Origin of the sequence: Hymenobacter cellulosilyticus (genome assembly GCF_022919215.1) — a bacterium.
GTDB lineage: Bacteria > Bacteroidota > Bacteroidia > Cytophagales > Hymenobacteraceae > Hymenobacter > Hymenobacter cellulosilyticus.
The window spans coordinates 2,143,554-2,156,966 of sequence record NZ_CP095046.1 but is presented as its reverse complement, the minus strand read 5'-3'; the positions used below and the strand labels follow the sequence as shown (position 1 = coordinate 2,156,966).

Genomic DNA, 13,413 nt, shown 5'->3' with positions numbered 1-13,413 from the left:
CAGAAACGAAGGGCCTTTATCACCTTCATCAAAAGCCCCATTCAACGCTCCAAAGCCCTTTTGTCAGCAGGTAACAACGACTTGTCACATTAAAAATCCTCAGCGCACCATGGAGGCAGGTCCTTCGCTGGCTCAGGATGACAGACGAAAAAATACCGCCCAAAAACTCGATTTTCTTTTCCCTTCGCCATGAGCCTTCTTTCCCAAGACCAGACGCTGCCCCTGGGCCTCGACGATAACACGTTGCAGCGCCTGACTACGGGCCTCTCTGACCAGCAGCTGATCTGGCTGAGCGGCTACTTCTACGGCCGTACTTCCGCGGGGCGTAGTGAGGTGCAAAACGCAGTTCAGGCTCAGGCTGCCGCAACTGCGGGGGCACCGGCCGCGGCATCCAAGCTCACAATTCTGTACGGCTCCCAAACCGGCAACAGCAAGAAAGTAGCCCAGCAAACGGCCGAGAAAGCCAAGCAGCGCGGCGTGCAGGTTACGGTGCAGGACGTGAACGACTACGCCACCCGCTCCCTCAAAACCGAGCAGCAGCTCTTGCTGGTCGTGAGTACGCAGGGTGAGGGCGAGCCGCCGGTAGCGGCCGAGGAGCTGCACCAGTTCCTGCTCAGCAACCGCGCCCCCAAGCTGCCCGACCTGCGCTACTCGGTGCTGGCCCTGGGCGACAAAAGCTACGTGCAGTTCTGCCAGACCGGCCGCGAATTCGACGAGCGCTTGGCCGAGCTGGGTGCCCAGCGCCTGCTGGAACGGGTGGAGTGCGACGTGGATTACCAGGAAGCCGCCCAGCAGTGGGCCGACCAGGTACTTAACGTCATTGCCGCCGAAGCCAACGCGGATACCTCCAGCAGCCCGGGCTACGCCACAGAAACCTTAGTGGCGCCGGAGCCCGCGGCCTGGTCGCACCACAACCCATTTGAGGCCACGGTGCTGGAAAAGATTCAGCTCAACGGCCGCGGCTCAAGCAAGGAAACCTACCATATCGAGCTTTCCTTGGCCGACTCGGGGCTGCACTACGAGCCGGGCGATGCGCTGTCGGTGGTGCCGCGCAACGGGGAGGCGCTGGTGGCGGAAGTTCTGCAGAAAGCCCGCCTCGACGGCGCCGCGCCCATTCAGCTCTCGGGCGTGGACTTTGAGCTGGGCACGGCACTTACCCAAAAACTCGAACTCTCGGTACTAACCCGCGACGTGCTGGAACGCTACGCCGCCGCCGCTCCGCAGCACAAGCAGCTAGCCGACATCGTGACCGATATTCCGCAGTTGCAGCGCTACGTGTACGGCCGCGACGTGGCGGATCTGCTCAGCGAGTTTCCCGCCGAGTTATCGGCCGAGCAGTTGGCGGCAGTACTACGCCCCTTGCCGGCCCGGGCCTATTCCATTGCCAGCAGCCTGCTGGTTCACCCCGAGGAAGTGCACCTGACGGTGGGCGCCGTGCGCTACGCCGCCCACGGCCGCACCAAGCACGGGGTGTGCTCCTCGCACTTGGCCGACCGGCTCGAAATTGACCATACGGCCCGAGTGTTCGTGGAGCGCAACGAGTACTTCAAGCTGCCCCAGGACGCGGCCACCGACATCATCATGGTGGGTGCGGGCACCGGCGTGGCTCCGTTCCGGGCCTTTGTGGAGGAGCGGGTGGAATTGGGCGCCGAGGGCCGCAACTGGCTGTTCTTTGGCAACCCCAACTTCACCACCGACTTCCTCTACCAGACCGAGTGGCTGCAGCACCTCAAGCGCGGCACCCTGCGCCACCTCGACGTGGCCTTTTCGCGCGACCAGGCCGAGAAAATCTACGTGCAGCACCGCCTGCTGGAAAAGTCGCGGGACGTGTACGGCTGGCTCGAAAACGGGGCCCACTTCTACGTCTGCGGCGACAAGGCCCGCCTGGGTTCGGCTATTCAGGAAGCCCTGAAGCAAGTGGTACAGCGCGAAGCCGGCTGCTCGGCCGAGGACGCGGCCGACTACCTGCGCGCCCTCAAAAAGCAGCGCCGCTACCTCGAAGACGTGTACTAGCCGCCAAACGATGCCGAGCCGTGGCCCTTTGCGGCTCGGCTTTGCACACATCCAAACCGCATCATTTCCATCATGACTACTCTGGGTTGCCCGAACCGATGTTGTCGTAGCCGCGCCTGAAAACCGGGCTGCCCGCCGTACGGCCGTCCCCTTCCTACCTGCTACTGCCTTTCAATCCTGCTTTCCAGCTCATGAGAAAAATAGTTACAACTTCTATCGTGGCCCCGCTTCTGGTGGTGGCCAGTATTGCCCCGGCCTACGCCCAGGACGATATTATTGCCATCAGCGGCGTGGTGCGCGAAACCGGCACCAACCAACCCTTGCCCGGGGTGAGCATCAGCGTGAAGAACGGCACGGCCGGCGTGCTGAGCGACGCCGACGGCAAGTTTGCTTTGAAGTCGAAGCTCAAGTTCCCCTTCACCCTCGTCTTCAACATGCTGGGCTACGACGCCAAGGAGGTGGAAATCGTGAGTGCGACCAGCCCCTTGTCAGTGTCAATGTCGTCGCGAGCGGTGCTCACCAACGAGGTGGTAGTGTCGGCTTCGCGGGTGGAGGAAAGCCGGCTCCGCTCCCCGGTGGCCATTGAGAAGCTCGACATCCGGGCCATCAAGGAAACGCCCGCCCCGAGCTTCTACGACGCGCTGGAAAATGTGAAGGGCGTGCAGATGACTACCAGTTCGCTCACGTTTAAGGTGCCCAACACCCGGGGCTTCAACATTCCGAACAACTTCCGCTTCATGCAGCTCGTCGATGGCGTCGACATGCAGGCGGCCACCCTAGGCGTACCGCTGGGCAACGCCATTGGGCCCACCGAACTCGATATTGCCAGCGTGGAAATCACGCCCGGTGCCGCTTCGGCCCTGTATGGCATGAACGCCATCAACGGCATGGCCAACCTGACGACCAAAAGCCCCTTCACCTACCAGGGCCTGAGCGTGTACCAGAAGCTGGGCGTAAACCACGTGGATGGCATCGACCGGGACCCGAGCGTGCTGACCGAAACGGCCGTGCGCTGGGCTCAGGTGCTGGGCGCTTCGCAACGCTGGGCCTACAAAGTGAACGGCAGCTTTCTGCGCGGGACTGATTGGCTGGCCAATACCCAGATTGACCAGAACCCGCAGAACTTGTCGTCGGCCAACCCGCGCTTTGCCGAGCTCAGCGGAGAGCAAAACCCCGCTGCCGACCTCTGGAACCGCTACGGCGACGACAACGCCGGCAACGTGGCCATCCAGATTCCCTACAACGGCCGCACCGAAACCTTCAACGTGCGCCGTACGGGCTACTACGAGCGGGACCTGACGAACCCCATCGTGCGCAACGCCAAAGTGGACGCCAGCCTGCACTATAAGCTCACCGACAAGCTGGAGCTAAGCTACGGCTACCGCTACGGACTGATGGACGGTGTATTTCAGCGCGGCAACAAGATTCAGCTCGACGGCGTGACGGTGCAAAACCACAAGGTGGAGCTCAAGGGCCAGGACTTCACGGCCCGGGCCTATATGCTTATCGAAGACACTGGCGACTCCTACAACCTCAACCCACTGGCTCTGAACCTGGATTTGCAGAACGGGGCAACCAGCACGACCAACGTGACGGGCACCGGCACGGGCTGGGGCGACAAGTTCCGTACCGCCCTGCTCAGCCAGCTCAACGCCGGAGCTTCCCTGCCCGACGCCATGCAGCAGGCCCGCGTAGCCGCCGATGCCGGCCGCGCTGTGCCTGGCACCGCTGCCTTCAACGAGCTTAAGAGCCAGATTGTAAAAACCAATAACTGGGACAGCGGCGTGAACGTGAAGGGTGCCCCGGTGCCCGGCGGCGCGGCCCTCACCCAGCGCAGCCACACCTACCACACCGAGGCCATCTGGAACCTTGGTCAGCGCATCAGGTTTGCCGATGTGCTGCTGGGCGCCGACTCCCGCCTCTACGAAGTAATTCCAGACGGCAACAACTTCGTGGATTTCAGCAAGCCCCTGGCCGAGCGCACTCAGGCCGGCGGCCAGAACCAGTACTACAAAAAAGTAGGCGGCTTCGTGCAGGCCAGCCGGGAGCTGATCAACAACCGCCTGAAGCTGACGGCCTCGCTCCGCGCCGACTACAACCCCGAGTTTAGTCCTAAGCTTAACCCGCGGGTGGCGGCGGTGTACACGCTGGCGGCCAAGCACAACTTCCGGGCTTCCTACCAGAACGGCTGGCGCTTCCCGTCCTTATTTGAGGCCCTGTCGTTCGTCAACAACGGCAACGTGCGCCGCGTGGGTGGCCTGGCCCGCGTAAATGAAGGCCTGAACTACCTCGACAACTCCTACACCCTGGCCTCGATTTCGACCTTTAACGCGGCCGTCAACCAGGCCGTGGCCGCCGACAACAGCAGCAGCACCACCGACCAGAAACGCACCCGCGCTGCCCTGGCCAACCGCGACCTGCTGCAAGTCGGTAACCTGCCTACTGAGCAGCCCGAGCAAATCAACGCCTACGAGGTGGGCTACCGCAGCGTGCTGTTTGACAACCGCATATCGGTGGATGCCGACGCCTATTATAATGTGTACTCGGGCTTCCTGGGCCAGGTGGAAGTAAGCGTACCCAAAAACGCGGCCGGCGAACAGGTGCAGGTCGGCACCGACGACGCCGTGCTGGCCGCCCTGACCAGCAACCGCGGTGCCCGCCAGGACCGCTACCGGGTGTACACCAATGCCCTGAACAAGTACCACAGCTACGGCTCCACGCTGGGCCTGACCTATAACTTCTTCCAGAAGTTTACCGTGGGCGGCAACGTGAGCTACAACGACATTCGCGCCAACGAGCAGTCCGACATCTTCGTCACGGGCTTCAACACGCCGAAGTGGGCCACCAACCTCAACTTCGGCAACCGCGAAGTGGTGCGCAACCTGGGCTTTAATGTGGTGTGGCGCCGTCAGAGCTCCTTCCTCTGGGAAAGCCCGCTGGCCAACGGCCAGGTGCCCGCCTACCAGACCGTGGACGCTCAGGTAAACGTGCGGATTCCGGCCGTGAAAGCCACCATCAAAGTGGGCGGGGCCAACTTGCTCAACAACCGCTACATCCAGTACGCCGCCGGCCCCACCATCGGTGGCCTGTACTACGTGGCCCTAACCTTTGACAACACGGTAATCCGGTAATAGAACGACAGAAAAGAACGTCATGCAGAGCGCAGCGCAGCATCTCGCGTGCCGTGGTAATTTCAATTACTCCTGCAACGTCAGCCCGCAAGATGCTGCGCTCTGCCTGCCAACGATTTTGCGTCGGTATTCAAGCATCCTAACCCATTTCTCCTATGAAACGCCTGCCGCTGCTTACCATCCTATTGTTCCTCCTGGCCACGGCTCCGCTGCACGCCCAGAAAGAGTATGTGCGGGAGCAGCAAACCTGGCTGGGCGTATTCAACCAGACGCGCTTTTCCCAGCACTGGGGCTCCTGGACCGATTTGCACCTGCGCCTGCACGACCATTTTGTGGAGTCGGCTTTCCAGAGCGTGGCCCGCTTCGGGCTGACTTACTACCTCACCGACGACGTGCGCCTGACCGGGGGCTACGCCTACGTACACCACTTCCCCGACGGGGCCCGCACCATCGCGCAGGCCGAGCACCGGCCCTGGCAGCAGGTGCAGTGGTTCACGAAGTTCCCGAAGGCCCGGCTCATGCAGTGGGTGCGACTGGAGGAGCGGTTCCGCCGCACAATTCGCAGCAACGAGCGGCTCGACGAGTTCGACTTCAACTACCGCACCCGCTACAACGCGGCGTTGTTTGTGCCGCTTAGCAAGCGCGGTTTCGAGCCGGGCGGGGTGCAGTTTCTGCTCAACAACGAGGTGATGATGAATTTCGGCAAGGAAATCCGCCTCAATTACTTCGACCAGAACCGGCTGTTTGCCGGCCTGGTGTATCAGATTAACAAGCACGCCCAGCTGCAGGGCGGCTACATGCACTTGTTTCAGCAGCTGCCGGCCGGCAATGTGTACCGCAACCAGCACACCATCCGGCTTTTCTACTTCCACAATTTCGACTTGCGGCCCGCCGTAGCCACGGCGCCTACGCCTGCTCCTCCTTCCCCTGTAACTCCCCAACCGTAATGGCTGAGACTATCAAGCTGTCCGAAGTCGAGCACGTCAAGGGTGCCAGCAACTACCTGCGCGGCACCATCGACGAGAGCCTGCAAAACCGCGTGACGGGCGCCCTGAACCCGGACGACACCCACCTGATCAAGTTTCACGGCTCCTACCAGCAAACCGACCGGGACCTGGAAAGTGAGCGGAAGCGCCAGAAGCTCGAACCGCTCTACTCCTTCATGATTCGGGTGCGCGTGCCCGGCGGCGTGGCCTCGGCCGACCAGTGGCAGCGCATGGACGCCCTGAGCGACGCCTACGCCAACGGCACGCTCAAGCTCACCACCCGCCAGACTTTCCAACTCCACGGCGTGCTCAAGCGCAACCTGCAGCAAACCATAGCCGGCTTCAACCAGGTGCTCATGGACAGCATTGCGGGCTGCGGCGACGTGAACCGTAACGTGATGTGCAGCTCGAATCCGCAGGAATCGGAGCTGCACCGACAGGTGTACGAGGCCTCGGTAGCCATCAGCAACCACCTCACGCCCCGCACCACGGCCTACTGGGATTTGTGGCTGAACGGCGAATCGACCTACTCCAGCGCCATCAACGAGGGCGAGCAGGAAGACTTCGAGCCGATTTACGGCAAGACCTACCTGCCCCGCAAGTTCAAAATTGCCCTGGCCGTGCCGCCGACGAATGATGCCGACGTGTTTGCCAACGACATTGGCCTGATTGCCATTGAGCACAAAGGTCAACTGCTGGGCTTCAACGTAGCCATCGGCGGCGGCATGGGTATGACGTTCGGGATGCCCGAAACGTACCCGCGCCTGGCCGACGTCATCGGCTTCGTACCAGCCGAGAAAGTGGTAGACGTGTGCGAAAAGGTGCTGACCATTCAGCGCGACTGGGGCAACCGCGAAAACCGCAAGTTCAGCCGCCTCAAGTACACCATCGACAAGTTCGGCCTCGACGCCTTCGTAACCGAGCTGCACCAGCGTCTGGGCTACGAGCTGACTCCAGCCCGGCCTTACCATTTTGAAACCTCCGGCGACGCCTTCGGGTGGAGCGGCGGCAAAGACGGCCAGGCCCACGTGACGCTCTTCATCGAGGGCGGCCGGGTGTACGACAAGCCGGGCTACCTACTCAAAACCGCCCTGCGCGAAATTGCCGGCTTCCACACCGGCGAGTTTCGCCTGACCGGCAACCAGAACCTGACCATTGCCAACGTCAGCCCCAAGCACCGCAGTCGGCTGCAGGCTATTCTGGAGGAACATGGGGTGTGGAGCAAGACCGAAAAGCAGACCGCGCTGCGGCTTAACTCCCTGGCTTGCGTTGCGTTAAACACTTGTTCTCTGGCATTTGCGGAAGCCGAGCGTTATCTTCCGCAGCTCCTCGACCGGATTGACCAGGTCATCCGGGCCAACAACCTGACCGACGACGGCATCCTGATCCGGATGACGGGCTGCCCCAACGGCTGCGCCCGGCCTTACCTGGGCGAAATCGGGCTGGTGGGCAAAGCAATTGGCCGATATAACCTATACTTAGGAGCCAATCACGCTGGTGAGCGGCTCAACAAGCTCTACAAAGAGATGCTCGACGAAGACGGAATCCTGCGGGAGCTCACGCCCCTGCTCGAAGCCTACGCCGCTGAGCGTCAGCCCGCCGAGCGTTTCGGCGACTTCGTTGTTCGCCGCGGCGTCGTGGCCGCTACCACCCACGGGCAGAACTTCCACGCCTAGCCCCGGGTTCTTTCTGCTCCGCCCTCCCGCTCCCGCCTGCCCTTTCTTTCGCCAGCCAATCACCTTTCCATGACCACCTCGCCTCTTCCTACCGAAGTAGCCCTGCCGCCGCTGGCTCCGCCCGGCCCGGCCGCACCGGCGGGCAACAACCTGTTTCCCATCTTCCTCAAGCTCGAGAAGTTTCGGGTGCTGGTGGTGGGCGGCGGAGCCGTGGGCCTGGAAAAGCTGACGGCAATTCTGGGCAATAGCCCGGCTACGGCCGTTACGGTGGTCAGTGAGACGTTTCTACCCGGCATTCTGCTGCTGGCTGAGGCCCACGCGCAGGTGCAGCTGCGCCAGCACGCCTACACCCACGTCGACCTGGTGGGCCACGACATCATCTTTGTGGCCACCGACAACCCCGTGCTCAACCGCGGCATCAAGGCCCACGCCGGGGAGTTGGGTTTGCTCTGCAACGTGGCCGACACGCCCGACGAGTGCGACTTTTACCTGGGCTCCATCGTGCAGAAAGGCGACCTGAAAATTGCCATTTCCACCAACGGGAAGTCGCCCACGGTAGCCAAGCGCCTGCGTTCTGTGTTAGCCGACGCCCTGCCCAACGAGCTGCAGGAAGTGTTGCAGCACATGACCATTATCCGGGGCAAGCTAGCCGGCGACTTTGCCAATAAGGTGAAGTCCTTGAACGCCGTAACGGCCGAGCTGGCCGGCGGGCCGGCGTATGAGTCGCCGGCGGCGGCGCGCTGGCGCAAGATTGCCACGGCCTCCCTGCTGGCTTTTGCGGCCATGCTGGTCTTCAACATTCTCTCGTATTACGTTACCTGGGACCAGGTCTGGGGCGTGGCTACCAATGCCCGGATGTTTTACATCTTCGTGGCCATCGGCTTCGGCGCCCAGATTGTGGATGGTCTGCTGGGCATGGGCTACGGCGTAGTAACGGCCATTAGTCTGATGAGCATGAATATTTCGCCGGCAGCGGTAAGTGCCAGTATTCACACCGCCGAAATGTTTGCCAGCGGAGCCTCGGGCTACCACCACTACCGCTTCGGCAACGTGAACAAGAAGCTGTTCAAAGTGCTGCTGATTCCGGGCGTGCTCGGGGCCGTGACGGGAGCTTACCTGTTGTCGCGCTTCGGCGAAACCTACGGTGCCTACGTGAAACCGCTGTTGGCCATCTACCTGCTGCTGCTGGGGCTGCGCATACTTACCAAGGCCTTTACTAAGCCCGGAGCGCGCAAGAAGCACAAGAAGCTGGGGCTGCTGGCGGCCGCCGGCGGCTTCCTCGACTCCTTCGGCGGCGGCGGCTGGGGCCCTCTGGTAACCAGCACCCTGATTGCCGGGGGCCGCACGCCGCAGTACGTCATCGGCTCGGTCAGCGTCACGGAGTTTTTCGTCACGTTTGCCAGCGCCTTCACGTTTTTTGCCACCATCGGCATTACCCACTGGCAGATTATCCTGGGCTTGGTGGTGGGAGGCATAGCCGCGGCCCCGTTTGCCGCCCGCCTGGCGGGCCGCATTCCTACCCGCTGGATGTTTGTGGGCGTGGGCCTGATGGTAATTGTGTGGAGTCTGTGGGCCCTGCGCAAGCTGTTTATGTAAGCACAGGCTATTAGTACCTTCCTCGCAAGTTATTATTGCGTTATTTACCCCTGATTGCCTTGATGCAAAAGGTTATTCCAAAGCACAGGGAAGTAGTCGGCAGCCATGCTTAGCCATACGTTTGAAGTGCCTCCTGCCAAGACTGGCTCCCTGGATTACCGGCCTGCATGAGTACTACCTGCAGCAGCACCGTAGCTACAAAAGCCCCAGCAAATACCCTGGCAATACCTGCCCTTTTTAGGGGTATAAGTACCAAAGCCAATAAAGTCAGGAAGGGCAAAACCAACGCCAGCGCGTAGAAAATCAGAACACGCGCTATTTGCTCGTCAGCGGGCATGGTATCAACAGATAAACCAGTACCTCGGCCTGGTACTGGTTGCCAGTATAGGTTGCTGGGGCATACTCATGCCCTCCTAAGCTCACCGGCTATGCTATGTCGTGCCAGCCTACGCCGACTGCTGCCCGGATGCTGGCATGGGCTGGGCTTGCAGCAGCCACTCGGTAGCGGTGCCCTCATCAGTAGCATAATGCAGGCGGTAGGGCAAGGCCGACCCGCTGGGCGCCACGTGGGTGTGCCAAAAGTCCTGGGCCCCTGCCAGATGCTCCGGCGACACAAGGTAGCTTAAGTGCAAAGCTCCGCCGAAGCGGCTCGCTACCGTAGGCGCCAATTCCTCAAAAACCCACTTCGTAACGCTGGGATTAAAGCTGGGCCGGCGGCGGGCGTCAACCAGCCAGAACCGGCACTGGTGATGCTCGGCGGCCACTTCTATGGCCTGGTAGATGCGCTTGGCTTCGGTTTCTTCAACCGTATTCAGCCAACGGACCACCATAATATGTAAATCGGGACGGTACGATAAATCGACCAGTGGAGAAGGTGACAACAGGCGCATAGAGGTAGGAAGGTCGGCTCTTTCGAGCCGCATACGTAGCTGGCCCCCGTTGGGATACACTCCCGAAAAACACGCGTGCCGTGCAACCCCCGGGCCGCGCCCCGACTTTGAAACCGTTCTACCCCCGGAGCCGGGGCCGGGCGGGAAAGGGTGAAGCACCACATAACTTTTCCGCAGCACTCCGGTTTAACAGGCTTATGGCCGCCTCCGCTCCTGCTGGGATGGCTGGCAGCAGCAAAACGTGCCCGCTGCCATTTCTCTATTCGCAACGCCGCGCGCCCGGGCCCCAGACCGCCGCGCAGCCTGCACGCCGCCCTATCTTACCGCCACGGCGGGCTCCCACCCCCTCCCGCCCGGCACGCTACTCGTATTTCTGTGCTACCCTGCCCTCCGCAGTGGTCAACACCCGTGTGCGGCTCCCGCCGGAGCTGTTTAGTTTGCCCGCTATGAAAAAAAATCAACAAGCTGTCTGGTCGTTACTTGGCCTTTTTCTGCTTGCTCCTTTCCTGGGTTTGGCCCAGGCTACCGCTCCCCCCACTTCCAGCCAGTACAGCCTGGAGCAGTGCCTGCAGTTTGCCCTGCAAAACCAGCCCCTGCTACGTCAGGCCCGCATCGATGAGGAAGCCAACGAGGCCACCATCCGCATCGGAATGGCCGGCTGGCTGCCCCAGGTAAATCTCAACGCCACCGGCCAGCACTACTTTCAGCTGCCCTACACCGTGTTTCCCAATGCCGAGGGCGTCAACGTGCCCCGGCAGATTGGCCTGCGCAACACTTCTACCGTGGGCATAGGCGCCACCCAGGCTATTTACAACAACGACGTGCAGCTGGCCCTGCGCAGCGCTCGGCCCTCGCGGCAGTTCTACCAGCAGAACTCCACCACCGTGCGCATCGACGTGGTGAGCAACGTGAGCAAGGCTTTCTACGACGTGCTGCTCTCCCAGCGCCAGCTCGACGTGCTCAGTGAGGACATCGTGCGGCTTCAGCGCAGCCTCAAAGACGCCAAGGCCCGCTACGACGTGGGCATCGTGGATAAGATTGACTACAAGCAGGCCGAAATTTCGCTGAACAACTCCATCGTGGCCCGCAAGCAGGCCGTGGAGGCCATCAAGGCTAAGTCGGCCTACCTGAAGGAGCTCATGGGCCTGGCCGGACCCCAACCCCTGACCCTGCAGTACGACACGCTGCGCCTGATGCAAGACGCGGTAGTGGATACGGCCGTGGCCGTGGACGCGGCCAACCGCATTGAAGTGCAGCAATTGCAAACCCAGAAAGTGTTGCAGGAAGCCCAGATCAGCTACTACCGCTGGGGCTTTTTACCGGCGGTTTCGGCCTTCGGCAACTACAACTCGGTGTTTCAGAACAACAACTTCGGCGACTTGTACAGCCAGCGCTTCCCCAGCTCCTACGCCGGCCTGCAGCTGAGTCTGCCCATCTTCCAGGGTGGGCGGCGCCTGCAGAACCTGCGCCGCGAGCGGCTCACCGACCAGCGCATCGATCAGGACATCGTTGCCACCCGCAACCGCATCAACACCGAGTTTGAGCAGGCCCTGGCTTCCTACAAAGGCTACTACGCCGACTACCTCATCGGGCAGCGCAACCTGGCCTTGTCCAAGGAAGTGTACTCGGTGGTGGACTTGCAGTACCGCGAGGGTATTAAGACCTACCTCGACGTGATTGTGGCCCAGACCACTCTACGCACGGCCCAGCTCAACTACTACAGCGCCCTGTTTCAGGTGCTCAGCAGCAAAGTAGACCTACTGCGTGCCCAGGGCAGCCTGCCTATTGCTTATTAGTCCTCCTATCAACTGAACGGTCATGTCGACCGCCGGGAGACAGCTCGCGTGCAATGGTAATTAGATTACTCTGGCAACGTCAGCACGCGAGATGTCTCGCTTTGCTCGACATGACACAATACTCCGCTCTTCCTGCTTACCTGAATATGAAAAAAACGATTCTTGCCCTCTCCTACGCATCCGGCCTGCTGTTCTTGGCTGGCTGCGGCAACAAAGAGGCCGACAAGCCCGCCGGTCCGCCGCCGGCTACGCCCGTAACCCTGGTTTCGGCCCGCGCTACCGATGCGGTGTACTACGACGAATATCCGGCTACCGTGGTGGCCATCAATAACGTGGAGCTGCGCAGCCAGGTAGCGGGCTTCATTACCGGCATCTTCTTCAAGGAAGGCGACGTGGTGACCAAGGGCAAAACGCTCTATGAAATCGACCGGCGCAAGTACGAGGCGGCTTACCAGCAGGCTCTGGCGGGCCTGCGCAGCACCCAGGCCGTAGTACAGAACGCCAAGGTGAACCTGGACCGCTACCAGCGCCTGGCCCAGCAAGACGCCATTGCCCGCCAAATCGTCGATAACGCGGCTACCTCCTACGCCACGGCCCAGAGTCAGGTAGCAGTGGCCCAGGCGGGCGTGGCCGCCGCCCGCACCGACCTGAGCTATTCCCTGATTACGGCCCCGTTCTCGGGCCGCATCGGCATCTCGCAGGTGCGCCTGGGCTCCCAGGTTAGCCCGGGCTCGACGCTGCTCAACACCATTAGCGGCGAGGACCCGATGGGCGTGGATTTCGTGATTACCGAAAGTGACCTGGCCCGCTTTGTAGACTTGCAGCGCACCGCCGGCGGCCGCGGCGACTCTACTTTCCGCCTGGATCTGCCCGACGGCACCCGCTACGACCAGCCAGGCAAGATATTGGCCATCGACCGGGGTGTAAACCAGCAAACCGGGACCGTTCAGATTCGGGTGCAGTTCAGCAACCCCAAGCGCCAGCTCAAAGACGGCATGAGCGCCGTGCTGCGCGTGCTCAACCGGCAGTCGGGCCGCCGCCTTGTGATTCCCTTCAAGGCCGTGGTGGAGCAGATGGGCGAAAACTTCGTCTTCATCGCCGGCGACTCCAGCAAGGCCCGCCAGCGCAAGGTGCAGCTCGGCCCCCGCCTGCGCGACCAGATTGTGATTATGGAAGGCATCAAGGAAGGCGACCAAGTAGTAACCGAAGGCCTGAACCGCCTGCGCGACGGTGGTACTATCCAGGCCGGCACACCGGCTGCCGCCGCTGGTGGCCCGTCGGCGGCAGCTGGCGCCAAATAAAGCAGATCGTCATTCCGAGCCTGC

General features: G+C 61.6%; 9 protein-coding genes. 7 read left to right on the top strand and 2 right to left on the bottom strand.

All coding sequences use genetic code 11. The features are described from left to right. The first annotated feature begins 189 nt into the window (after positions 1-189). From MUN79_RS10530 to MUN79_RS30875, 5 genes are all read left to right on the top strand, one after another. Positions 190-2,013: an assimilatory sulfite reductase (NADPH) flavoprotein subunit gene (locus MUN79_RS10530; RefSeq protein ID WP_244677611.1), complete on the top strand. Its 1,824-nt coding sequence runs from the start codon at positions 190-192 to the stop codon at positions 2,011-2,013. 191 nt (positions 2,014-2,204) lie between these two features. After that, a complete protein-coding gene (locus tag MUN79_RS10525) occupies positions 2,205-5,144 on the top strand; it encodes a TonB-dependent receptor (RefSeq protein ID WP_244677610.1) in 2,940 nt (979 codons plus the stop codon). Positions 5,145-5,299: 155 nt separating this feature from the next. Further along, positions 5,300-6,091, top strand: coding sequence for a DUF2490 domain-containing protein (locus MUN79_RS10520; protein ID WP_244677609.1), 792 nt, complete (start codon positions 5,300-5,302; stop codon positions 6,089-6,091). Then, positions 6,091-7,806, top strand: coding sequence for an assimilatory sulfite reductase (NADPH) hemoprotein subunit (gene cysI / locus MUN79_RS10515; RefSeq protein WP_244677608.1), 1,716 nt, complete (start codon positions 6,091-6,093; stop codon positions 7,804-7,806). Before MUN79_RS10520 ends, cysI begins: the two co-directional genes overlap by 1 nt. 69 nt (positions 7,807-7,875) lie before the next feature. After that, positions 7,876-9,402 carry a TSUP family transporter gene (locus tag MUN79_RS30875; protein ID WP_311136708.1) on the top strand — a complete coding sequence of 509 codons (1,527 nt, stop codon included), beginning with the start codon at positions 7,876-7,878 and terminating at the stop codon, positions 9,400-9,402. 109 nt (positions 9,403-9,511) lie between these two features. Here the strand turns inward: MUN79_RS30875 and MUN79_RS10500 are convergent, their stop codons facing one another. Both MUN79_RS10500 and MUN79_RS10495 read right to left on the bottom strand, forming a co-directional pair. Next, positions 9,512-9,739, bottom strand: coding sequence for a hypothetical protein (locus tag MUN79_RS10500; RefSeq protein WP_244677607.1), 228 nt, complete (start codon positions 9,737-9,739; stop codon positions 9,512-9,514). Between the two features lie 109 nt (positions 9,740-9,848). After that, positions 9,849-10,292, bottom strand: a complete 444-nt coding sequence (locus MUN79_RS10495; protein ID WP_244677606.1) for a hypothetical protein — start codon at positions 10,290-10,292, stop codon at positions 9,849-9,851. A 446-nt stretch (positions 10,293-10,738) separates the two neighbouring features. Here MUN79_RS10495 and MUN79_RS10490 point away from each other — a divergent pair, with 446 nt between their 5' ends. Both MUN79_RS10490 and MUN79_RS10485 read left to right on the top strand, forming a co-directional pair. Beyond that, positions 10,739-12,088, top strand: a complete 1,350-nt coding sequence (locus MUN79_RS10490) for a TolC family protein (RefSeq protein ID WP_244677605.1) — start codon at positions 10,739-10,741, stop codon at positions 12,086-12,088. Between the two features lie 146 nt (positions 12,089-12,234). Next, positions 12,235-13,389, top strand: a complete 1,155-nt coding sequence (locus tag MUN79_RS10485) for an efflux RND transporter periplasmic adaptor subunit (RefSeq protein ID WP_244677604.1) — start codon at positions 12,235-12,237, stop codon at positions 13,387-13,389. Positions 13,390-13,413: the final 24 nt, after the last annotated feature.

Bases quoted from the DNA above. Each gene is read 5' to 3' on its own strand.
- MUN79_RS10490 (WP_244677605.1), top strand. From the start codon at position 10,739: ATGAAAAAAAATCAACAAGCTGTCTGGTCGTTACTTGGCCTTTTTCTG.
- MUN79_RS10485 (WP_244677604.1), top strand. From the start codon at position 12,235: ATGAAAAAAACGATTCTTGCCCTCTCCTACGCATCCGGCCTGCTGTTC.
- MUN79_RS10520 (WP_244677609.1), top strand. From the start codon at position 5,300: ATGAAACGCCTGCCGCTGCTTACCATCCTATTGTTCCTCCTGGCCACG.
- MUN79_RS30875 (WP_311136708.1), top strand. From the start codon at position 7,876: ATGACCACCTCGCCTCTTCCTACCGAAGTAGCCCTGCCGCCGCTGGCT.
- MUN79_RS10530 (WP_244677611.1), top strand. From the start codon at position 190: ATGAGCCTTCTTTCCCAAGACCAGACGCTGCCCCTGGGCCTCGACGAT.
- MUN79_RS10495 (WP_244677606.1), bottom strand. From the start codon at position 10,292: ATGCGCCTGTTGTCACCTTCTCCACTGGTCGATTTATCGTACCGTCCC.
- MUN79_RS10500 (WP_244677607.1), bottom strand. From the start codon at position 9,739: ATGCCCGCTGACGAGCAAATAGCGCGTGTTCTGATTTTCTACGCGCTG.
- MUN79_RS10525 (WP_244677610.1), top strand. From the start codon at position 2,205: ATGAGAAAAATAGTTACAACTTCTATCGTGGCCCCGCTTCTGGTGGTG.
- cysI (WP_244677608.1), top strand. From the start codon at position 6,091: ATGGCTGAGACTATCAAGCTGTCCGAAGTCGAGCACGTCAAGGGTGCC.